The organism is Microbacterium sp. NPDC055903 (assembly GCF_053615555.1).
On the sequence record NZ_JBSHCA010000001.1, the window covers coordinates 1,437,102 to 1,458,587 of the forward strand.

Annotated in this window: 15 protein-coding genes; 8 read left to right on the plus strand and 7 right to left on the minus strand. The window is 66.7% G+C overall.

Annotation, left to right across the window (positions count from 1 at the left end):
* Position 1: 1 nt before the first annotated feature.
* From ACWGJP_RS06645 to ACWGJP_RS06665, 5 genes are all read left to right on the plus strand, one after another.
* Positions 2–913 carry an ABC transporter permease gene (locus ACWGJP_RS06645; RefSeq protein ID WP_452328958.1) on the plus strand — a complete coding sequence of 304 codons (912 nt, stop codon included), beginning with the start codon at positions 2–4 and terminating at the stop codon, positions 911–913.
* Positions 910–1,878, plus strand: coding sequence for an ABC transporter ATP-binding protein (locus ACWGJP_RS06650; RefSeq protein WP_452328959.1), 969 nt, complete (start codon positions 910–912; stop codon positions 1,876–1,878). Before ACWGJP_RS06645 ends, ACWGJP_RS06650 begins: the two co-directional genes overlap by 4 nt.
* Positions 1,871–2,716: an ABC transporter ATP-binding protein gene (locus ACWGJP_RS06655; protein WP_452328960.1), complete on the plus strand. Its 846-nt coding sequence runs from the start codon at positions 1,871–1,873 to the stop codon at positions 2,714–2,716. The genes ACWGJP_RS06650 and ACWGJP_RS06655 overlap by 8 nt, the downstream gene beginning before the upstream one ends.
* Before the next feature lie 107 nt (positions 2,717–2,823).
* The gene (locus ACWGJP_RS06660; protein ID WP_452328961.1) at positions 2,824–4,194 is read left to right on the plus strand and encodes an NtaA/DmoA family FMN-dependent monooxygenase; all 1,371 of its coding nucleotides are present in this window, start codon (positions 2,824–2,826) and stop codon (positions 4,192–4,194) included.
* Between the two features lie 104 nt (positions 4,195–4,298).
* On the plus strand, positions 4,299–5,654 hold the full coding sequence (locus ACWGJP_RS06665) for an LLM class flavin-dependent oxidoreductase (RefSeq protein WP_452328962.1): 1,356 nt from the start codon (positions 4,299–4,301) through the stop codon (positions 5,652–5,654).
* A gap of 76 nt (positions 5,655–5,730) precedes the next feature.
* Here the strand turns inward: ACWGJP_RS06665 and ACWGJP_RS06670 are convergent, their stop codons facing one another.
* Positions 5,731–6,519: a MarR family winged helix-turn-helix transcriptional regulator gene (locus ACWGJP_RS06670; RefSeq protein WP_452328963.1), complete on the minus strand. Its 789-nt coding sequence runs from the start codon at positions 6,517–6,519 to the stop codon at positions 5,731–5,733.
* Between the two features lie 88 nt (positions 6,520–6,607).
* Between ACWGJP_RS06670 and ACWGJP_RS06675 the strand changes: the two genes are divergently transcribed.
* Positions 6,608–7,150: a MarR family winged helix-turn-helix transcriptional regulator gene (locus tag ACWGJP_RS06675; RefSeq protein ID WP_452328964.1), complete on the plus strand. Its 543-nt coding sequence runs from the start codon at positions 6,608–6,610 to the stop codon at positions 7,148–7,150.
* A 27-nt stretch (positions 7,151–7,177) separates the two neighbouring features.
* On the opposite strand, the gene ACWGJP_RS06680 is transcribed toward ACWGJP_RS06675, so the two are convergent.
* Positions 7,178–9,193, minus strand: a complete 2,016-nt coding sequence (locus ACWGJP_RS06680) for an acyltransferase family protein (RefSeq protein ID WP_452328965.1) — start codon at positions 9,191–9,193, stop codon at positions 7,178–7,180.
* Positions 9,194–9,536: 343 nt separating this feature from the next.
* Here ACWGJP_RS06680 and galE point away from each other — a divergent pair, with 343 nt between their 5' ends.
* A complete protein-coding gene (galE, locus tag ACWGJP_RS06685; protein WP_452328966.1) occupies positions 9,537–10,541 on the plus strand; it encodes a UDP-glucose 4-epimerase GalE in 1,005 nt (334 codons plus the stop codon).
* 2 nt (positions 10,542–10,543) lie between these two features.
* On the plus strand, positions 10,544–13,255 hold the full coding sequence (locus ACWGJP_RS06690) for a bifunctional glycosyltransferase/CDP-glycerol:glycerophosphate glycerophosphotransferase (protein ID WP_452329505.1): 2,712 nt from the start codon (positions 10,544–10,546) through the stop codon (positions 13,253–13,255).
* 4 nt (positions 13,256–13,259) lie between these two features.
* Here ACWGJP_RS06690 and ACWGJP_RS06695 read toward each other — a convergent pair whose 3' ends face one another.
* The 5 genes from ACWGJP_RS06695 to ACWGJP_RS06715 are packed head-to-tail and all read right to left on the minus strand — an operon-like array spanning position 13,260 to position 21,393.
* On the minus strand, positions 13,260–15,794 hold the full coding sequence (locus ACWGJP_RS06695; protein WP_452328967.1) for a bifunctional glycosyltransferase/CDP-glycerol:glycerophosphate glycerophosphotransferase: 2,535 nt from the start codon (positions 15,792–15,794) through the stop codon (positions 13,260–13,262).
* A complete protein-coding gene (locus ACWGJP_RS06700) occupies positions 15,784–17,694 on the minus strand; it encodes a glycosyltransferase (RefSeq protein WP_452328968.1) in 1,911 nt (636 codons plus the stop codon). Before ACWGJP_RS06700 ends, ACWGJP_RS06695 begins: the two co-directional genes overlap by 11 nt.
* Positions 17,694–19,094, minus strand: coding sequence for an SDR family NAD(P)-dependent oxidoreductase (locus ACWGJP_RS06705; RefSeq protein WP_452328969.1), 1,401 nt, complete (start codon positions 19,092–19,094; stop codon positions 17,694–17,696). The genes ACWGJP_RS06700 and ACWGJP_RS06705 overlap by 1 nt, the downstream gene beginning before the upstream one ends.
* Entirely contained in the window at positions 19,091–20,272 is a 1,182-nt protein-coding gene (locus tag ACWGJP_RS06710; RefSeq protein ID WP_452328970.1) for a CDP-glycerol glycerophosphotransferase family protein, read from the minus strand. The genes ACWGJP_RS06705 and ACWGJP_RS06710 overlap by 4 nt, the downstream gene beginning before the upstream one ends.
* Positions 20,269–21,393, minus strand: coding sequence for a CDP-glycerol glycerophosphotransferase family protein (locus ACWGJP_RS06715; RefSeq protein ID WP_452328971.1), 1,125 nt, complete (start codon positions 21,391–21,393; stop codon positions 20,269–20,271). Before ACWGJP_RS06715 ends, ACWGJP_RS06710 begins: the two co-directional genes overlap by 4 nt.
* Between the last annotated feature and the right edge of the window lie 93 nt (positions 21,394–21,486).

Consider the following 21,486-nt stretch of genomic DNA (forward strand, 5'->3'; position numbering starts at 1 on the left):
CATGCTGCGCCGCATCCTCGCCCTGCCCGCCGGCCGCTTCGCCGCCGCGTTCCTCGTGTTCATCACGTTCCTCGCGGTCGCAGGCCCCGCCCTGGCCCCCTATGACCCGCTGGCCGGCACCGACGCCATCCTCGCCCATCCCTCCCCAGCGCACTGGCTCGGCACCGATTACCTCGGACGCGACGTGCTCAGCCGGATTCTCGCCGGCTCCACGATCAGCGTGTTCGGCGCCGTGCAGGTCGCCGCCATCGCCCTCGTCGTGGGCGCGATCCCCGGCATCCTCTCGGTGTATCTCGGCCGCGTCTTCGAATGGCTCACCCTGCGCTTCGTCGACACGCTCATCGCGCTGCCGTTCCTCGTCTTCGCGGTTGCGGCGACGGCCCTCCTCGGCAACGGCATCCCGCAGGCCATGCTCACCGTCGGCATCCTCGTCTCGCCGCTGTTCTACCGCGTCTCCCGCGCCGCGACGCTGAGCGTCGCCCGGTCGCAGTACGTCGAGGCCGCTCTGCTGTCCGGCGCGCGCACCGACTGGATCGTGCGCACCCACGTCGTCAGCAAGGTGCTGCCGCCCATCGCGATCGCCACGGCCAACACCCTCGGCATCGGCTTCGTCGTGGTGTCGAGCCTGACGTTCCTCGGCATCGGCATCCAGCCCCCGGCGCCCTCGTGGGGCGGGGTGCTCGCCAGTGACCTCGGCTATCTGAACTACCGGCCGTACGCGCCGATCTTCACCACCGTGCTCATCATGCTCACGGTGTGGGCGTTCAACCTGCTCGCCGATGTCATCCGTGACGTGGCGGGCGAGTCGGGGCGCACCCTGCTCGCCGAGCGGGATGCCGTGCGCGCGAGACGCCGGAGCAGGAACAGCGATGCGCGGAACACGGCCGCGCTCAGCGGAACGAGTACGTCATGACCGACAGCATCCTGAGACTGTCCGATGTGCGCATCGCGCATCGCCACTCCGGAGAGGAGATCGTCCACGGTGTGACGTTCGATCTGCATCCCGGCAGGGTGGTGGGGATCGTCGGCGAGTCGGGCAGCGGCAAGACGCTGACCTGTCGGGCGATCCTCGGCATCCTGCCTCGGCTGTTCGAGGTCTCCGGTGGCCGGATCGAGCTGCTCGGCAGGGACATCGCGACGTTCGGCAAGCGGGAGTGGGAGGAGGTGCGCGGGGTGAGCATCACGGCCGTGTTCCAGGACCCCGGCTCGTATCTCAACCCCTCGTTGCGCGTCGGTCCGCAGCTCGCGGAAGGGCTGCGCGTGCGCGGCGGGCTGAGTCGCCGCGAGGCGAAGCGTCGCGTCCTCGCGCTCCTCGACGACGTCCGGCTGCGCGACCCGGAGCTCGTGTACCGCAGTTATCCGCACGAGCTCTCCGGCGGGATGCTGCAGCGGGTTCTCATCGCGTCGGCGATCTCGCTGGAGCCGCAGATCCTCATCGCCGACGAGGTCACCACGGCGCTGGACGTCACCGTCCAGGCCGAGGTGCTCGACCTGCTTCTCGATCTCAAGGACAGCCACGGCCTCGCGCTCATCGTCGTCTCGCACGACCTCGCGGTCGTCGCGCAGACCTGCGACGACGTGCTCGTGCTGCGCAACGGCGAGGTCGTCGAGCAGGGGTACGCCAAGCGCATCCTCTTCGCTCCCGAGCACGAGTACACGCGGCTGCTCATCGACGAGCACAACACCTACGGGCTCGACCGGTTCCGTTCGGCGGCGGATGCCGTGGGCGAGGGCGCTTCGGCGGGCTCAGCGAGCTTCGACGCTTCGACGGGCTCAGCGAGCGAAGAGGCGCGTTCCCTGAGCGAGCACCCGAGTTCCCTGAGCGAGCACCCGAGTTCCCTGAGCCTGTCGAAGGGAACGGAGGCCCACCATGTCTGAGAACGTCATCGAGGTCGACAACCTCGACGTCTCCTACGGCGTCGGTCGGCAGCGCACGCGTGTCATCCGGGATGCCTCCTTCACCGTCGCTGCGGGCGAGTCGGTCGGCGTGATCGGCGAGACGGGCTCAGGGAAGTCGACGCTCGCCCGTGCCGTCGTCGGACTCGTTCCGGCCGCCGCGGGGACGATCCGCGTCGGGGGCGAGGAGGTGACGGCGTTCCGCTCCGCCGCCTGGCGCGAGTTCCGCCGCCGCGGTGTGGTGCAGTACGTGTTCCAGGATCCTCTCCGCGCGCTCGATCCCGATCTCACGATCGGGGAGTCGCTCGCCGAGCCGCTGCGCCTGCAGCGCCGGCTGTCGAAGGCGCAGATTCGCGACCGCATCGCGTTCCGGCTGGAGCAGGTGAAGCTCGATGCCGATCTGCTCGAACGCTTCCCCGGTGAGCTGTCCGGAGGACAGCGCCAGCGCATCCTCCTCGCCCGCGCGCTCGCCACCGAACCGCGCGTGCTGATCCTCGACGAGCCGGTCAGCGCCCTGGACGCGGCCAACCGGGTGTCCGTGCTCGAGATCCTGAACGAGCTGCGCGCGGCGGGCACCTCGCTCGTGTTCATCTCGCACGACCTCGGCTCGGTCGCCGGTGTCACCGACCGCGTGATCGTGCTGTACCGCGGAGAGCTGGTCGAGACCGGTCGCACCGTCGACGTGGTGAACGATCCGCAGCATCCGTACACCCGCCTGCTCGTCGGGTCGGCACCGAGCCTGCACACCGGGGCGATCGCCCGCGAGGAGCGGGCCGAGCTCCGGCGGCTTCTCGAGGCATCCACCCCACCCGCTCGCTGAGCCCACACCCCCACCCGCTCGCTGATCCCACCCCACCCGCTCGCTGAACCCACACCCCACCCGCTCGCTGAGCCTGTCGAAGCGCGCGGCATCCGAAGGAGAACATCATGACCGATCGCAAGCTCAAGCTCGCCCTCAGCGTCTACGGCGTGGGCGGCCCGGGACAGCACAGCCTGTGGAAGGACCCCCGCGTCCCGAAGGACGCCTCCATCGACATCGACTGGTACATCGCCAGGGCCAAGCAGGCAGAGGCGGCGCTGTTCGACGCCCTGTTCATCGTGGACAGCCAGTTCATCAACGCGACCTACCCCGCTCACTATCTGAACCGGTTGGAGCCGCTCACGCTGCTCTCCGCCATCGCCACGCACACGACACGCCTCGGGCTCATCGGGACGGCGAGCTCCACCTACAACTCCCCGTTCAACCTCGCCCGCCGGTTCGGATCGCTCGATCTCATCAGCCACGGTCGGGCCGGGTGGAACGTCGTCACCAGCTTCGACACGGGCACATCGCGCAACTACGGGCTCGAGGAGCACCTCGACTACGCGACCCGCTACGGCCGTGCGCTCGAGGCGGTCGAGGTCGTGCGCGGTCTCTGGGACTCCTACGAGGACGATGCCTTCGTCGCGGACGTCGAGAACGATCTCTTCCTCGATCCGACCAAGCTGCACGCGCTCAACCACCGCGGCGAGCACTTCAGGGTGGACGGGCCGCTCAACCTCTCGCGTTCCGCGCAGGGGCAGCCGGTGATCTTCCAGGCGGGCATCTCGGAGGAGGGCAAAGCGCTTGCGGGTCAGGTCGCGGAGGGGATCTACGCGCCGGGCGAGGACTTCGAGACAGCTCGCGCCTACTACGCCGACGTCAAGGGGCGCCTCGCGCAGCACGGCAGGGGATGGGACGATCTCGTCATCCTCGTCGGTGCGACGCCGGTGATCGCTTCGACGGATGCCGAGGCGCAGCGCCTCGCCCGCGAGATCTATGAGGCCGACAATGACTTCGATCGCAAGCTCGCCGCTTTCGGGCGCGGGTTCGGGGCATACGACTTCTCGCAGCACGATCTCGACGCTCCGTTCCCCGATGTCGCCGCCCTCGCCGAGAAGGGCGGGCGCACGCGATCGGCGCAGATCATCGAGGTCGCGCGGGACGAGAAGCTGACCCTTCGGCAGGTGATCGAGAGGTTCACGGAGTACAAGCCGTCGCCCTTCATCGGCAGCCCGGAGACCGTCGCGGACACGATCCAGGAGTGGTTCCTCGGGCGGGCGGCCGATGGGCTGAACCTGCGCACCCGCACCCCGGACGACATCGACGCGTTCACCGGCGAAGTGCTGCCGATCCTGCAGAAGCGTGGCCTGTTCCGCACCGAATATGAGGCGGACACCCTACGCGGCAACCTCGGGCTGCGCGTGCCGGAGAACCGCTATGCGGCATCCGCAGATTCCCTTCGACAGGCTCAGGGAACTCTGGAAGAGGCGCGCTGAGCCGACCCCCACCTCGCTCGCTGATCCACCCCCACCTCGCTCGCCGATCCACCCCCACCTCGCTCGCTGAGCCCGTCGAAGCGCGCGAGCCCCAAGGAGACCTCATGACCAAACGACAGCTCAAGCTCGGCCTCGTGCTCACCGGTTCCGGTGGACCGGGCAACCACAACCTCTGGCTCGACCCCGACATCCCCGCCGACGCCAGCGTGGACATCGACTGGTACATCCAGCACGCGAAGAAGGCGGAGGAGGCGAAGTTCGACCTCGTCTTCATCGTGGACAGTCAGTACATCACGCCTGATTCGCCACCCCACTACCTGAGTCGGCTGGAGCCGCTGACGCTGTTGTCCGGCGTCGCCACGCACACCAGCCGCATCGGTCTGGTGGGCACGCTGACCACGTCGTACAACGCGCCGTTCAACGTGGCGCGGCGGTTCGGGTCGCTCGATCACATCAGCAGGGGTCGCGCGGGATGGAACGTCGTGACGAGCGGCGATGCCGGCACGGCGGCGAACTACGGTCTCGACGAGCACTACGACTACGACACCCGTTACGGCAGGGCGAGCGAGCACGTGAAGCTCGTGCAGGCGCTGTGGGACTCGTACGAGCCCGATGCGCTGCCGCGGGATCGGGCGACAGGGCAGTTCCTGGATGCCTCGAAGCTGCACGAGCTCGATCATCGGGGGAAGTACTTCTCGGTCAAGGGTCCGCTGAATCTGGAGCGTCCGCCGCAGGGCCGTCCGGTGATCTTCCAGGCCGGTGACTCCGAGCAGGGACGAGACCTGGGAGCGGAGATCGGTGAGGGCATCTTCACCCACGCCGCCTCGCTCGCGCAGGCGAAGGCGTTCTACGACGACATCAAGGGCCGGGCGGTGACGACCTACGGGCGCCGCCCGGAGGACCTCGTGATCCTCCCCGGTGTCGGGGTGATCATCGGCGACACCGAAGAGGAGGCGGTGGAGCTGGAGCAGCACTACCGCTCCAGCGATCATTCGTTCGCGCAGGCGCTGGGCGAGTTCGGTCGATCGTTCGGATGGCACGACTTCCGCCAGTACGACCTGGATGCGCCGTTCCCGCAGGAGACGCTGCGGCATGCGCAGACGAGCTTCCGAACGCAGGCGGAGCGGATCGCGGGTCTCGCCGCAGAGCAGGGCTGGTCGCTGCGGCAGACCGTGCAGCAGAGCCTCCGGCGCGAACGCGGCCCCTTCACCGGCACGGCCGAGGGGGTGGCCGACCGTCTGCAGGAGTGGTTCGAGGCACGCGGTGTGGACGGGTTCAACATCCATGCGGGCCATCCGGCTCAGTTGACGCGGTTCATCGAAGAGGTGGTGCCGATTCTGCAGGACCGCGGCGTCTTCCGTTCCGAGTACGAGGCGGACACGCTGCGCGGCAACCTGGGCCTGGAGACTCCGGTCAACAGGTACTCGGCGCGGCGCGCAGAGGGGGCCGTCGCCCGCTGAGCGCCAGAGACGCGAAGAGCGTCCTCCTGAGCCGAAGCCCTGAGAAGACGCTCTTCGCGTTGGTCACCGGAGGCCGTCAGCGGATGCCGGCGCCACGGTCGAAGCCTGCGTCGAAGCCGCGCTGGTAGGCGTGCTCTGCGGCGTGCGCAGCGTGGTGACGTGCGCCATGGAGAGCGCCGTCGTGGCGAGGGCCCTCGTGGCCGCACGCGGCCCCGGCCCACTCTGGGCGACCATGGCCGGAGCGACCGAAGTCGCGCCGACGGCCGTGTCCGTGCTCGCCGCCGAAGCGGTCGTGGCGCGGGTCATCGCGGTGCGCGCTGTGCGGGTCGAAACCGTCGGCGTCGTGGTTGCCGAATCGAGGGCCGCCGTGGCCGAACCCACGGTGGTGACCGTGACCGAAGCCGCGACCGAAGCCATGACGATGGCCGCGCCCGCCGTGCCGGCGACCGCGGGGCAGTTCGATGCCCTCTTCCCAGCCGTATGCCTCAGCGATCTGCTGCAGGGTGGCGATGGTGGTCGCATAGTCGTCCGCGGAGACCGCGTCTGCGGCCTTAATCCGGATGCCGTCGACGATCACGGCGAGGCGCTCCTTGGCGGCGCGACCCTCGTCGGTGAGCGTCCAGCCGTCGTCGGTGCGGGCGACCCAGCCGCGCTCGGAGAGACGGCCCAGCTTGTGTGCGGGGAGCCGACGCTCGGTGCGCGCTGTTCCGTCGACGACGTTGAGAAGTCGCCAGTCGCGGCGGGTGATGCCCTCGTTCTCGAAGGCGGCGGCGAACTCCGCCGCCATGAGGCGGTCGGCGGCCTTGAGCCAGTATCCGATCGGACGATCGGGGGAATCTGCGTTCTGTGTGGTGGAGGTGTTCATGAGTGAAGTCCTTTGCTTGTAACTGTGCATGTATATGTAGTGTGACATGCAATGTAGAAGCATGTCAAGTCGCATGTAAAATTGAGAGGTGAACACCCCCGACCCCGCAGACGTCATCGCCGAAGCGCTCGCGCGCCTGCGCGGACGCAGACATCCCCGCGGATTCGACGGTCCGCATCGCCCTGGCGAAGGCGGAGGGCCGCACGGTGGTCCGTTCGGTCACCACGGCGACCACGGCGAAGGCCACGGAAGGCATCCCGGCCCGCCCTGGCACGCCGCTCCCGGATCGCGATTCGGCGGTATGGCGTGGATGCGGATGCTGGAGGCGCTGGCCGCGGCATCCGAACCCCTCAGCGTCAGCGCCCTCGGCGAGGCGATCGGCGTCGACCAGCCGCGCGCCTCCCGGCTCGTGCAGCAGGGGGTTCAGCGCGGATTGGTGCTGCGCGAGGTGGACCCGGAGGACGCGCGGCGCACCAGGATCGCGCTCACCGAGGAGGGGTGGCGGATCGCGCGCGGTGCGAGAGGGGAGCGCCGACAAGCACTGTCGACGGCGCTCGAGGCCTTCAGCGACGAGGAGCGGGAAGAGCTCGCCAGGCTGCTGAACAAGCTCGCCGACAACTGGGGGGCGTGAAGGGGCGGCGGGCGCTGAGCTGAAGCGTCAGAACAGCCAGGGAGCCTTCTGCTCCAGCTGTTCCCGAAGCACGGGGGCGAGAGTCTGCGCGAAGGTCGCCGTCAGATGGTGCTGATCGCGGTAGGCGACGATGTTGCCGATCACGGCTTCGCATCGGTCATCGTCGCAGAGAGCGTCACTGAGATCGATCTCCACGGTGTTGGCCGGGATGCCCTCAGCGATGGTGAAAGGTGAAACCTCGGCCAGCGCGTCCTCTCTATCTCGTCCGCAGGATGCCGGGTCCGCGGGATGCATCACGAGGCACTCGGGAACCAGCTCGGGGAATCGGGGGTTGTCTCTGACCGCGATGACGGGGACGCCCACGCCATCCAGCTCGCGCCAGGCGGCGATCTCGGCGGGGCTCATCTCTTCGGACTCGTCATCGCGGAGCGAAGTCCGGGTGCCCATCGTGATCACCGCGTCAGGGCTGATCTCCGCGACCTCGGCGAAGAACCGAGACAGCCAGGTCGCGCACGCTTGCGTCACGCCGTCGGTGTCGACAGCTGTGATCCTGCAGGCGTTTCGCGACATGACGATCAGCCGCCAGCCTTCCTCCTTCGCGATCGGTGCGATCGCGGGGTAGAGATGGCTGGCATGCGAGTCACCGGCGAGGATGATCGTCCGTGAGGCGTTCTCCGGCGCGCTATCGCACACCTCCAGTTGATCCCCTGGGGCGCTATTCGAGCTCTCGACGCAACCGTCGGCGTAGACGGCGGGCGCGTCATCGAACGCGATGTCAAGTGCGGGCTGGTCGGGCAACGACGCGTCGGCTGCGATTCCATAGGCGAGCTCCAGTGCGCCGACATGGCCGGGCGATAGCTCGGCCGAAGCGATCAATTGTGCGCGGTGGTCATCGACTCCACGGATCGCCGTCGTCGTCGAGGCGACCACGACAAGCGCGACGATGAACGATGTCGCGATCAGCATCGATGGCCGTACAGAAGCGCGCAGTCTGGTCAGGGATGTTCCGGTCAAGGCCTGAGTGCCCCAGGCGAGCAGGATGGACACCCCGAGGATGAGGATCGCTCCCTTCCAGCTCACGCCCTCCTGATCGCGGAGCTGGATGTAGAAGATCAGCACGGGCCAGTGCCATAGATACAGCGCGTACGAGATCCTGGCCATGAACCGCAGAGGCGGGGTATCGATGATGCGCGCGGGGCCGGGCGGGCTGGGCGCTCCGGCTCCGGCCAGCACGAGCGCCGTTCCGACGACGGGCCACAGGGTCCACGGCCCGGGGAAGAGCGCGCCGCCGTCGAGCACGAAGCCGCAGGCGACGATCAGCGTCAGCCCGGACCATGCGAAGACCGTCTTGAGCCATGGAGCGATGCGCATCACGGGGAGCAGGAGGCCCAGCAGCACGCCGATGCCGAGCTCCCAAAATCTCGCGAAAGTCGAGAAGTAGGCGACGGGCTGGTCGATGTCGACCAGCCAGAACGCATACACCGCCGACAGCACAGTCAGCACGGCGCTCACGACGACGAACAGCACCCGCGGTGGGATCGCCGAGCGGCGGGCGACCCACACCACCGCGACGGCCAGGAACGGCCACACCAGGAAGAACTGGCCCTGGACGGCGAGCGACCAGAAGTGCTGGAGCGGGCTCGTGTCAGGACCGGCGGCACCGTACGCGAGCTGCGAGCCGATCAGCTCCCAGTTCTCGTAGTAGAGGGCTGAGGCGAGGATCTCCTGCAGGTTCTGACGCACCGAGGTGCTCGGCACCAGTGTGAGCGTGACCGCGAAGACGAACAGGAGCACGATCGCTGCCGGCGGCACGAGCCGGGCGGCGACCGTGGAGAAGTGCTCGACGAGTCGAGGCCCCTCTGGCCGGGTCGTCTTGCGGATCATCGACCCCGAGAGCAGGAAGGCGGAGATGACGAGGAAGACGTCCACCCCACCGGACACCCGGCCGTCGCCGAACAGGTGGAAGAGCACGACGAGGGTCAGGGCGATGCCGCGCAGGCCCTCGATCTCGACGATGCGGGGGGAAACGGGCGACGAGGTCACCGACGTCGGTGACGCACTCGGGAGGCGGGTATGCACGGGAGTCCTAGTGCCGGGGGGAACACGGGAGTGCGGTCTCCTCGGTGCGGGAATCCGATGAGTCGCTAGAGGAGAGCATAGGGCCAGATCCGGGCCGGATTCTCCTCCGCGCGGTCGTCCGCTTAGGCTGAATCAGATGCCAGAGATCTCATTCGCACCGGAGGGTCTCGCGCTCGCTCGTGAGTCGGGTGGGGAGAACGGTTGCGGTAAGTTCTCTATTTGAGTATCGCCGAGCGGGTGGGCTCGGGTTGCTCCCTTTTCTGGCGCTCCTGAGCCGTTCGGTGCGTCGAGCAAAAGGGGTGATCGGATGAAAGTACTCATCACCGGTGGAGCAGGGTACATCGGTTCGACGGTTGCTTCCTGCTGCTCGGATGCGGGTATCGAACCGGTCATTCTCGATGATCTGAGCACAGGGCTGCGCAGGTTCGGGGAGCAGCACGTCTTCTATCAGGGCGATGTTGCGGACGTATCACTCCTCGACCGCGTTTTTCTCGAGAACCCCGATATCGACACGGTCATCCATTGCGCCGCGAAGATTGTCGTGCCGGAATCGGTCCGCTCGCCGCTGGATTACTACGAGAACAACGTGAGCAAGAGCATCGTGCTCGCACGTTCTGCGGCCGCCCACGGGGTGACCAAGTTCATTGTGAGCTCGACGGCAGCGATGTACGATCCCGAGGCCGGAGAGGTCATCGACGAGGCGTCTCCTGTTCGCCCAGGAAGCCCCTATGCATCATCGAAGATGATGATGGAACGGGTGCTCGAAGACCTCGCGGCAACGGGTGCGATGCGCGTCATCAGCTTGAGGTACTTCAACCCGGTTGGGGCCGATCCGAAGATGCGTACAGGCCTTCAGAACCCGGAACCGACGCATGCGCTGGGACGTTTGATGCACGCGTATCGAGAGTCGACCCCGTTCACGGTGACTGGAACACGGTGGCCGACACGGGACGGCTCCGGGCTGCGAGACTATGTGCACGTCTGGGACCTAGCGCGTGCACACGTTGCGGCCGTGCTGCGATTCCACCAGGTCATGGCTCAGGCGCCCAGCGGATTCGATGTGATCAACCTGGGTACGGGCATAGGGACGACCGTCTTCGAGCTTATCGAAGCGTTCGAGTCCGTTACCGGTGCCACCATCACGGTAGATCACGCCGAACCGCGACCCGGTGACACTCCCGGTTCGATTCCCCGAGCAGAGAAGGCGGCTCGCCTGCTCGACTGGACCGCGCAGACCGACCTCCGCACGGGCATCGTCGACTCGCTCAAGTGGGCGAACAAGTTGTCAGCTGTTGCGGGACAGGATTCGTGACCATGGTGGAAGGCTCGTCTTACGAAATCTCCTTGATCGTCCCGATCTTCAACGTGGAGACATACCTCGGACAATGTCTCGCCTCGATAGAATCCCAGACGGTGTTTGCGAGGACAGAGGTCGTCCTCGTGAACGATGGGTCGACGGACAACAGCGCCGCCGTTGCCGCGGCATTCGCTGATAGGCATGAGAATGTCATCTTGATCGAACAGGAGAACGGCGGGCTCGGTGCTGCGAGGAACACGGGCATCGCGGCGGCATCCGCTCCGTACTTGGCGTTCCTTGATTCGGATGACGTGCTGCCCGACGACAGTCTGGAGATCAGGCTCGGCGCGATGGACGTCGGCGTCGACATAGTCGTAGGGGACATGCGCACTTTTCCGGCGACGACGAAATGGCCTTGGTCGGCGGGGCTCGCGGAGGGGAGCCGTGAGCTCAAGGGAATCGAGGAGTTCCCGGAACTGCTCAGCAACGCGAGTGCGTGCAACAAGCTGTTCCGCGCTGAAGCATTCAGAGAGGCCGGATTCGCTGAGGGGAGGCATTTCGAGGACGCGTTCATCGTTGTTCCGTTGCTCCTTGCCGCAGACCGGATTCGGATTGTCTCCGAGGTCGTGTATTTGTACCGCAAGCGCGCGGTCACCGGCTCGATCATGGATTCGCTGTTCACACGGGTCCAGAACTACTGGGACCATCTCCACGTTGCGGAACTTGTCGATGTGAGATCGGCTGGGCTCGCATCTGGCCGTAGGGAGGCGGCAGAGCTCTTCCTCGTGCGGTCGATGCAGGGCTTTCTCTTGAGGGCTCCTCGTGTGCTCGATCGCGATGAACTGCGAGACTATTTCGAGAGAGCAGCCTTGCTCTTCCGGGGGCTCGATCCGGAAGCGATCCGAAACGGAACACTGAATCTTCATCATAGGTTGCCGTTTGCAGCGATGCTGGCGGGCGACTATCAGCTGTTCGAGAATCCGTGGTCGCGTATCCATGGTGTTGAAAGACTTGTTACGGGCGAATCCGTGAAGGTCAGGCCGAGCCTCCCAGAAGAGCAGTCGGACTTGCTGCGGCTGACACAACCTCAACTCTTCGTTGAACGGCTCGAAGGCGCACCCAACTCGGATCGGCTCGTAGTGGGTGGCCGAGTTGTTTTGCCCGGCGTGCCGGGTACAGGCCTTGAGCGCACGCTTCGCGTTCGGCTGGCCAGCAAGGGCAAGCCAATAACGTCGCTCGGCAACGTGGTTGTGCGACGCGAAGCCACCGTCGAGCGCCCGAGTACGGTCGTCGAGTGGGAGGTGACCGCCGGGAAAGACTCCCTCAGGAAGGGGCTTCACACTCTCGACGCCCATCTCCTGATTGAGAATGGTCAGTTCACGATTCGCGCCCGGCCCTCGCTTGGATTGCTCAGGTCGACTCGCACGATCCGCGGAAAGTCCTTCAGAGCACTCCTCGAGCCGATTGGGCACGATTTTCTCGCCCTTCGCGTTCAACCCAATCGACGCCGTCTGAACCGGTTGCGCTGGAATCTCCTGCGAGCCATGAATGACGTCAGGGCTTTCGTGCAGCGGAAGCCCTTCGGTGGATACCGCGTTCTCAGACTTGTTACTCGGCCTCTCTACTTGGGGAAGCCGATCTGGCTCATGTCCGAGCGAGGCGACACCGCGCAGGACAACGCCTATGCGTTGTTTGAATGGTTGCGCACAAGCGGAGAGCATGTTCGCCCGAGATTCGTGCTTGATCGTGGCAGTGCGGGGTGGTCAAGGCTCTCGAGAACTCAAGGCGTGATCCGGCGAGGCAGTGTGTCTCATCGGCTGGCCGTGCTGCACGCAAGAGTTGTGATATCCAGTCAGGACATAGATGCCTATCTGCTTCCGCCGCAATGGGATCGCAACGACTTTCGTGCTTTCTTGGCGTACCGTCTTGAGCAGCGCCGGGTGTTCCTACAGCACGGCGTCATTTTCAACGATGTCGCCGAGTCGCTGGCCCGAGAGCAGACTGGGCTTGACCTTTTCGTGACCAGCATTGATCAAGAATTGGACTACCTGGCAGCTAGAACGCGCTACACGAGAGAGCTCGTCAAGACCGGTATGCCGCGATACGACCTGCTCTCGCGCGAGTCCCGGCGAACTGTGGTCCTGATGCCGACCTGGCGAAAGTACCTCGTGCTGCCTTCGTATCAGCGCGGAGGCGACGACCCAGGGACATTCGAGGGTTCGGACTACGAACTGTTCTACTCGAGCTTTCTCCAGCACCCGGAGCTTGTCGCCGTGCTCGAGAAACACGGAATCGATCTGATGTTCGCGCCGCATTACGAGGTGATGCCGCATTTCGCCTCGCTGAACCTCGACGCTGAACGCATCAAGCTTGTCGACGCATCCGGACCTCGCGTGAGAGACCTGCTTGCCTCGGCTGCGATTTTTGTCACCGACTATACGTCGGTGATGTTCGATGCGGCGTACATCGGGATACCGGTGCTTCAGCTACCGTTCGATGTCGAGGAGTTTCATGCGCGACACTACGGACGTGGCTGGTTCGACAACGAGGCGGGCGAATACTGGCCCGTAGCCAGATCGGTTGACGAAGCCATTGCGACTCTCGATCGCATTCTTTCTGACGGCGCCGCGGTCGAGGAGCGCTATCAGGAGAAGATTGACATGCTCTTCGCTCATCGGGACAAAGAGAATAGCCGCCGCGTGTATGAGGCGATACGCGCTCTGAGCTGAGAGACTAGGGCGCCGATGGGCGCGTGCGCGCGCCGAGCATCGCTTCATGAACGCGTTGACGGTTTCGTCCGTCCCGCGTCGGGAACGCCCGCCGCATCCGCTGGACGTGCTCGGGATCGATCCCCTCGGTCAGGATCCTCTCCGCGGCTTTCGCGGCATCCTCAGCGGTCGCGGTGACAGGCCCGAAGCCGTCGCGCTCGTAGTCGAAGTACCCCGGCCGCTCGGTGTGCCCGGTGAAGTACTCCTCGGCGTCGAACTGGAAGTACAGCACGGGCGCGTGCAGGTAGGCGGCGTTGAACGCGATCGAAGAGTAGTCGGTGATCAGCATCGATGCGTGCACGATCATCTCGCGGACGTCGGTATCGGCGTACGAGCGGATGCTCACGCTGTCTGGGACCGCGAAGTCCGCCAGATACTGCTGCATGTTGGGGTGGGGCATGAACACGATGCGTCGGCCGGTGCGCTCCGCTGCGTCGAGAAGGCGCGGATCGTTCAGCAGCTCTGAGATCGACCGCGCGTATGCGGTCTCACCGAAATCGGCGATCGGCTCGCGTTCTCCGGAGGTCTTGCCCATCCGGCCGACCAGGTAGTCGCGCCAGGTCGGCATGACGAGGATCAGATCCCTCTCCTCGTCCGGCACCGCGTCGGCACGTTCCTTGAGGACGTCGAAGCGGGGGAGCCCGGCGAGCACGATCTCCTTGGTCGAGTGCCGGTAGGCGGTCGACTCGGTCAGATACCGGTACTCATCCGGAGTCGACGCGATGAAGACCTGGAAGTCCTTCGGATTGAGCCAGTGCGAGATATCGCCCTTGATGACGCCGTGCTGCAGGAACGTGAACGCGTAGTCGGCCGGGCGCATCTTCGGGGGCAGCGCGTGGGTGATGAAGCGATCCGCGTGGCTGGAGGCCAGATGATCCGCGTGCTTGAGGAGCGCGAAGAACGCCGGTGTCCCATAGCCGACGAGCCGCGCACCGGCCGCGGAGAGACGATCCCAGTCCGGTGTTCCCTCACGCACCACGAACCAGGCGTTGATCTCCGGATGATGCTCCTTCACCCACCAGTACTGATCCTCGGCACTGTCGCCGGCGTCGACGTCGCGGTCGATGAACACCCAGGCGTGCGCGAACCGTTCCGCCAGCCGCTTCGACCGGACGGCGGCATCCCGACGGACGACGCGCAGACCTCCTCGGCTGAGTCGTCGTGTGATCGCCTTCGTGGCGCGTCGCAGCTGCCGCCTCGCGCGGGAGTCCGAGACGCGCGTCGGGAAAGCCGGGTCGACCTTCGCAGGCCGATCATGAACGATCTGAACCTGGCCGTCGAGGAGGACCTCGACATCCTCGGCATCGGAGATCCACGCCGTCTCCTGGAAGACGATCGGTCGTCCGGCATACTCCAGCCCGAGGGACTTGCGATGGGCGACAGCGAGTTCGGCACCGTTGCTGCGCACCGTGAGCGCGGGAGCATCACCCCGATAGCGGTACACGATCGAGCGCAGCCCCCGTCGGTGGTCGACCTGTCCGCGATAGACCGGCCCGAAGCCGTCGCCGTGCTTGACCAGCACCAGCGCCTCCCGCATCCACGGGGCGACGTACATCAGGTCGAACGCGAGGATCCGCTCGTCATCGATGTGCTGCAGGACGGTGGGGAGGAGTTCGTCCAGCTCGGCGTGCATCGAAGCGGGGAATCGTGCATTGCGCACCGCGGGCGACTGACTCGAGCGCAGGATCCAGAACTGGTCGTAGAGGAAGAGGTTCTGCAGCCAGCCGGGGAGCGCGTCGGAGCGCTTCAGAGCCTCCGCGATGACGGGCAGGAAGCCGAGGCGCAGGGTGTCGGTGTACTTGGCCGGATCCGCACTGCTGGTCTGGATGGTGGAGGAGCTGTCCGAGCGCTGGCGATACAGATACTCCGCACCCGGGATGAACGTCACGACCGGATCCGCGAAACGCAGCAGGTACCGCGACACGAAGGCGCCGTCCTCGAACCGGAGCCTCAGCTCCTCCGGGAAGTCCAGCCCCGCCTCGGCGACGACGCGGCGCTGCACGAAGCCGGAGGTGATGTGCGGCTGAATCCACGAGGGCGACTCGCGGAGATTCCTCGTAGCGATGCCGTTGCGGAAGCGGCCGTCCAGGGCATGCGTGTCCTTCACCTCGTCATCGGCTTCGAACCACAGCATCAGACGCGTCGAGAGCATCGCCTGGGGGTGGACGGGATCGACGGTGGCGGCGACGGTGGCGAAGTAGCCGTCCGAGAGCACGTCGTCGGGGTCGGGAAAGGTCAGCCACGTGCCCGTGGCGAGAGGGAGCGCGGCATTGCGAGCCGACGCCTGCCCACCGTTCGCCTTGCGGATCACCCGGACGTTCGAGCGCGTGCGCGCGAATGCCTCCGCGATGTCGGCGGTGTCATCCGTCGAGCCATCGTCGACGAGGATCACCTCGATCCGCTCGAAGCCGTATGTCTGTCGCTCGAGCGAGGCGAAGAACTCCGGCAGATAGCGGGCCACGTTGTACATCGGGGATATGACGGTGAATTCAGCGACCACGGCCCGTTCCTCTCCGTCGGTGCGCCAGGCGCTGCGTCTCCTCGTCGATGATCGTGACGAGGAGATCGCCATGGAGCAGTGTCGCGCACCCCTGAACATTCAGGCCTCGCCGGGTCAGTTCTGATGCGGTCTTCTCTGACGCGATCACCAGATCGGGGGCGAACCGTCGCACCGTCAGCGCGAACTCCGTGCTCGGGCTCTCCGACGTCACCAGCACCCTCACACCACGAGTGCGAGAGCGCGCCGAAGGCGGATCCACCGGGCGGGTCGAGACGATCGCTGCCGCGCGCGCCCGCGCGATCCGGTGCTGCAGAGAGCCGAAGCGCAGGCCGCCTTGGACAGCGCTGCTGCGGCGGGCGTTCGCGATGACCACGGAGAAGCCGCTCCGCCGGGCCTCGTCCGCGATGACCTCGGAGAGATCCGTCTCGTCGTCTGGGTCATGCTCGAACAGCCAGGTCCTCCCAGGGCGGAGCATCCTGCCGATCATGGCATCCTTCGACCAGATGCCGCGCCGGCGTCGTTCCCTGCGCAGAGCGGAGCGCCCTGCGCGGTCGTCCGCCCAGGCCCTGGTGCGGCGGACGTACACCTCGTGCTCCAACGCCGGCACGTAGGCGACGGCATCGCCGATCACCTCGCGACGGTGCCTGTCCTGCGCCTGCGCGACGGTCTCGCCCGGTCGCGGGTGCACGATGCGCCGCTGCGCGCCTGCGATGGTGACGGCGCGGTCGGTGTCGGGAACCAGGACCCTGTGGGACTGCAGTGCCGCCTGCCCGAAGTAGTCCGGATGCCATGTCGTCGACGAAGCTTCCGCGGTATCACCCGTCGAGTAGGCCAGCAGCGTCGCGGTGCGCCGCCATCCCCGCGGCATCCGCGCGTACGCCCCCACCCAGCTCCACAGCGGCCTGTCGGTGAGGGCGAGGATCAGCAGGCGGCATTCGAGCGGAAGCGCGGTCGCGTCATAGCGCAGCAGGCGGTCGCCATCGACGTACGTGAGGCATTCCCTGATCGCCGCGAGCGCCTCCCCACGCTGCGCGTCATCGAGGTGGGCGGCGAAGCGTTCGGGCGACAGCTGCACCGGAAGCAGCCACTGCATCTCGTAGAGCACCATCGCCTGAAGCCAGTGCGGCACCACGCCGGATTCGGCGGCAGCTGCGAGCAGCGATGCGTATCCGTCGCGGAAACGGTCGACGTAGGTGCTCGGATCGATCCGGTAGCGATCAACGGCGGAGCTGCGATCCGCCCGCTTCCGGTATCCGTAGGCCGCATCGGCGGCGAAACCCGCGCGCGGAGTCCTGCTCAGCGAGAGGAGGTACTCGGCGACGAAGAGGGCGTCCTCCGAGGCGTGCAGCGCCGACCGGAAGCGGGCGCCGGATGCCCGGACGGCGCCCGCGGGAAAGGCTACCGACGCGACGTTCATCACGAACAGGTCGCCGTCCAGGTCGGCGACCCGGTCGCCTCCGGCGAAGCGGAATCTCAGCGGATGCGTGTCACGGAATCGTGGGTCGGGCTCGATCACGCGCTGCAGGTTCGTCGCGACGAGGTCGACGTGCGGCTGGGCGTCGATGAAGCCCAGAAGCCGCCCGAGGTAGCCGGGACCCAGGACATCGTCCGGGTCGGCGAAGCACAGCCAGGATCCGGTAGCGGCGTCGACGCCGCGATTCCGCGCCGCGCTCACGCCATGGTTCTCCGTGCGGAGCAGACGTGCGCGGTACCCGCTGCGTGCCATCCAGGCGTCCACGATCTCCGCGCTGCGGTCCGTGGAGCCGTCATCGACGAAGACGAACTCGAGGCGTTCTTCTCCCGATGGCTCCTCGATGCTTCCGAGGAACTCCGGCAGGTATCGCTCGACGTCGTGCACGGGGACGATGACGCTGAGCGAGGGGGCCTCTTCGGGTGTCATCACGGCGTCGGGCCCGCGGCGGACTGCTCGACGCGCACCGTGACGACCTGGCCGGTCATGCTCGCCCCGAGGACGCGGAGGCTGACAGCGGCGACATCTCCGGCATCCAGCAGCGAGCCGTCCGGCTCCTCGCCGAAGGCGGCGGTGCGCATCGGGGTCTTCGTTCGCTGCGGGTTGATGCAGTTGATGCGCACACCCTTGCCCGCCCACTCCTCGGCGAGGGCCTGGGTCAGGTTCACGACGGCGGCCTTGCTCGCCGAGTACACCCCGTAGTTCGCGCGCCCGCGCGTGTACGAGCTGGAGGTGAACAGGAGCACCTGGCCTCGGGTCTCGCGGAGGTACTTGTATGCGGCGCGCGAGACGATCACCGGCGCCAGGAAGTTCGTCTCGATGCTGTCCTCGATGTCGCGGACCTTCGTCTTGGCGAGCGGCCCCACCCGCAGCACCCCCGCCGACATGACCACGGCGTCGATGGCTCCGGTCTTCTCGTGCACCGAGCGAAGCGCCTTCTTGACTCGGGCGCGCGAGCGGACGTCGGTCCCCGTGCTCGTGCGGCTGAACTCGTGGACGTCCGCGCCCGCCCTCCGCGCGAGGTCGACGATGCTCGCACCGATGCCGTAGCTGCCGCCGAAGACGACGATCGTCTTGCCGGTGAGGTCGGGGATCTCTGCATCCGTCGAGAGCGTCTCGGACTGCAGCTGGAAGAGCTTGTCGGCGATGTGCACGTCGATCGGCTCCGTCACCTTCATGTTCTCCGGTGTGCCGTCGACGACGTAGATCGGGACATCGGGCAGATAGGTGAAGACGACCCCGCAGTCATCGGTCGCGTGGAAGGACTTGTCCCGCGCGGCCAGCTCGTACGCCTTGCGGATGGTGCCCAGCCGGAACCCCTGCGGCGTCTGGCCGCGTCGCAGCTGCGAACGATCAGGAATGCGCGTGATGTGCGACGCGGCGTCGACCTGGATGATCGTGTCGGCGGAGGGGATCGCGGTGTCGACCGCGTCGTAGTGATCCAGCGCCTCGACGCAGTCTCGAAGGATTCGATCGTCGACGAAGGGCCGCACGGCGTCGTGGAAGAGCACCTTGGTCCGCGGATCGTCACCGAGCTCGGCGAGAGCGGCCAGCGTCGAGTCGTTGCGGGTGTCGCCGCCGGGGATGATCCTGGTCAGCTTCGGAAAGCGCCGCGCATCGCGCAGGCCGTCCAGTTCGCTCAGCGACCCCGCATTCATGACGATCAAGATCTCGTCGATGTGCGCGCTCGCATCCAGCATCTCGAGCGTGTGCTCGACGATCGCCTTGCCTGCGATCTTGATGAGCTGCTTCGGGATGCCGAGCCCCACGCGCACGCCGATGCCGCCGGCGAGGATCACCGCGACCGTTCTGTCCCTGTTGCTGCTCATCGATGTGCCCCCTCGCGAGTGTCGATCGCCCCTGCGGGCAGCCCGTCGAGGACGACGGCCGCCAGAAGGTCCGCAGCGGGCGTGTCGCTGAGAGCGACCCACTCGGCGGCCAGTTCTTCAGGCTGCGCGGTCTCCCCCGCCCGCACCGCCTCCACCAGCTCCTGCACGGTCCGGGCGAGCGGGAGCCCGAGATCCTCCGGGTACCTCGCGTAGAAGTCGCGACCCACGACGTACTCGTCGAGGTCGGGGGCGAGCAGGTACGAGGGGACGCCGGCGACGGCCGCCTCGAACACCGCGGAAGAGTAGTCGGTGATGAAGACATCGGCCACGAGTAGCAGCTCCTGCGTCGACATGCCTGGCGCGGTGCGCAGTTGCGGATGCCGGGGTGCGGGCACGAGCGGGTGGAGCTTGGTGATCGTCGTGTAGCCCGCCGCCGCCAGTTCCTGGGTCAGCTCGACCGGATCGATCATCGCCTGCGAGGCGCCGGAGCGGAACGTCGGCGCGAAGAGCGCGATGCGTGCGTCCTTCAGGTGCGGGTACAGATAGTCGAAGGCCGCGCGCGCCCTCGCCCGCTCCCCCTCGTCGCGCAGGCGGTCGACACGCGGCAGCGGCGCCACCACCACCTTTTCGATGTCGACGCTGAACGCCTCGGCGAACGGGGCGCGGCAGCGCTCGGCGCTCGCGATCACCACGTCGTAACCGGCATGCATGCGCATCGCCCTCGCCAAGCGCGGATCACGTCCGCCCGCCTGGCCGAGCACGCTCAGCCCGAACTTCTTCAGGGCGCCGAGGGCGTGCCACACCTGAACTACGCGGAGCCCGTCGGAGTGCCGGACGGCGGAGGCGATGATCGAGTACCCGTCGACGATGAGCACCCGCGATGTCTCCGCGTGGTACATCTCCACGATCAGATGCACCGCGTACCCGAACTTGGGCAGGATGCCGGGAGGAACCATGCGGGCGATCACGACGACCTCGGCCGACGGATCCGCGCGCTGGATCGCCTGCTTCAGCATCGCGAAGTCCGACGGGACCCTGGAGCTCTGCCTGGTCAGCATGGTGACCTTGTTGCGCCGGGGCAGGGGCCTCAGTACCAGACTGACGAGGGTCAGCGCGAGCCTCGCCGCGTAGGCGGCGATGACGTCGAGGCGCAGCGTGCGCACGAGCCGGGCGATCATGCGGCCTCCGATCCGGTGCGGGCGAGCAACCGCTCGGCGATTCGGACGCTTGAACTGCCATCCAGCGCGCCGCAGAACTCGTCGAGGAAGGCATCCAGCCGTGCGTCATCGACCTCCGCGCCCGCAATGGCGTCCGCGAGCTCCTCGGCATCCGAGACCACTGGCCCCACCGCATACGCCTCGAACGGGCGATAGAACGAGCGGGCATCCGTGTACGCCTCGAGATCGGGAACGAAGAACACGATCGGACGCCGAAGCAGCGCGAACTCGAAGATCGCCGAGGAGTAATCGGTGACGAGCACGTCCGCCGCCATCAGCAGCTCGTTCATGTCGCTCACCGCCGCCGCGTCGATGATCCCCTCCGGCAGCGCACCCCTGGCGACGAACGGATGCTGCCGCACACCCACCTTCCATGCGGGCCCGAGCCGAGCGGCGATCGCCGCCCAGTCGGCATCCGGCGCCGCGACGGCGCTGCGCTGACCGTTCCCGCGGAAGGTCGGCGCGTACACGACGAACCTCTCCTCCTCGGTGACGCCGAGCGCCGCGCGCACCCGGCGGCGCGTCTGCGCGACGACCTGCTCGTCGAAGAACACGTCGCTGCGCGGCATCCCCCACGCATGCACGCGACCGCGCGGGATGCCGAACGCCTCCGCGTAGTCGTCGACGATCCCCTCGGAGCTGACGATCGCATCGGTGTAGTTGCGGTGGATCTCACTGCCGGGAGTCGGGCCGCCCGGCAGGCCGGCCCTGCTGTGGCCCACCTGCTTGAACGCCCCTGCGGCGTGCCAGATCTGCACGAGCCGCGTCTGCGGACGCATCCTGAACCGATAGATCAGGGGGTAGAAGTCATCCAGCACGATCACCCTGCTCGTCGCGATCAGCAGCGGCAGCCGGAGGAAATCCCGAACCGGCCGGCGCGCGGCGAGGCCGGGCTTGAACACGCCGATGATCTCGAGACCGGGATCCTGCGCAGCGAGGGCGTCGCGCAGGTACGCCATGTTCCCCGTGTAGCCGTCATGGGAGTCGGAGAGGAAGAGGATGCGCTTCGGCTGAACGCGCCGGATCGTCCGCCAGATCGCATAGGGGACCAGATAAGGCAGGAACCGGATCGCTCTCAACACCCGGCTCCCACGGAGCCGCTGTCGCAAAGAATTCACCAACTGTTCAAGAGTTCCGGGGGTCAGGTCGAGTATATGGGGTCGCCTTCGGAGGAT

Excerpts from the sequence above, each read along its gene's own strand:
- ACWGJP_RS06645 (WP_452328958.1), top strand. The coding sequence starts at position 2 with ATGCTGCGCCGCATCCTCGCCCTGCCCGCCGGCCGCTTCGCCGCCGCG.
- ACWGJP_RS06650 (WP_452328959.1), top strand. The coding sequence starts at position 910 with ATGACCGACAGCATCCTGAGACTGTCCGATGTGCGCATCGCGCATCGC.
- ACWGJP_RS06655 (WP_452328960.1), top strand. The coding sequence starts at position 1,871 with ATGTCTGAGAACGTCATCGAGGTCGACAACCTCGACGTCTCCTACGGC.
- ACWGJP_RS06660 (WP_452328961.1), top strand. The coding sequence starts at position 2,824 with ATGACCGATCGCAAGCTCAAGCTCGCCCTCAGCGTCTACGGCGTGGGC.
- ACWGJP_RS06665 (WP_452328962.1), top strand. The coding sequence starts at position 4,299 with ATGACCAAACGACAGCTCAAGCTCGGCCTCGTGCTCACCGGTTCCGGT.
- ACWGJP_RS06670 (WP_452328963.1), bottom strand. The coding sequence starts at position 6,519 with ATGAACACCTCCACCACACAGAACGCAGATTCCCCCGATCGTCCGATC.
- galE (WP_452328966.1), top strand. The coding sequence starts at position 9,537 with ATGAAAGTACTCATCACCGGTGGAGCAGGGTACATCGGTTCGACGGTT.
- ACWGJP_RS06690 (WP_452329505.1), top strand. The coding sequence starts at position 10,544 with ATGGTGGAAGGCTCGTCTTACGAAATCTCCTTGATCGTCCCGATCTTC.
- ACWGJP_RS06700 (WP_452328968.1), bottom strand. The coding sequence starts at position 17,694 with ATGACACCCGAAGAGGCCCCCTCGCTCAGCGTCATCGTCCCCGTGCAC.
- ACWGJP_RS06705 (WP_452328969.1), bottom strand. The coding sequence starts at position 19,094 with ATGAGCAGCAACAGGGACAGAACGGTCGCGGTGATCCTCGCCGGCGGC.
- ACWGJP_RS06710 (WP_452328970.1), bottom strand. The coding sequence starts at position 20,272 with ATGATCGCCCGGCTCGTGCGCACGCTGCGCCTCGACGTCATCGCCGCC.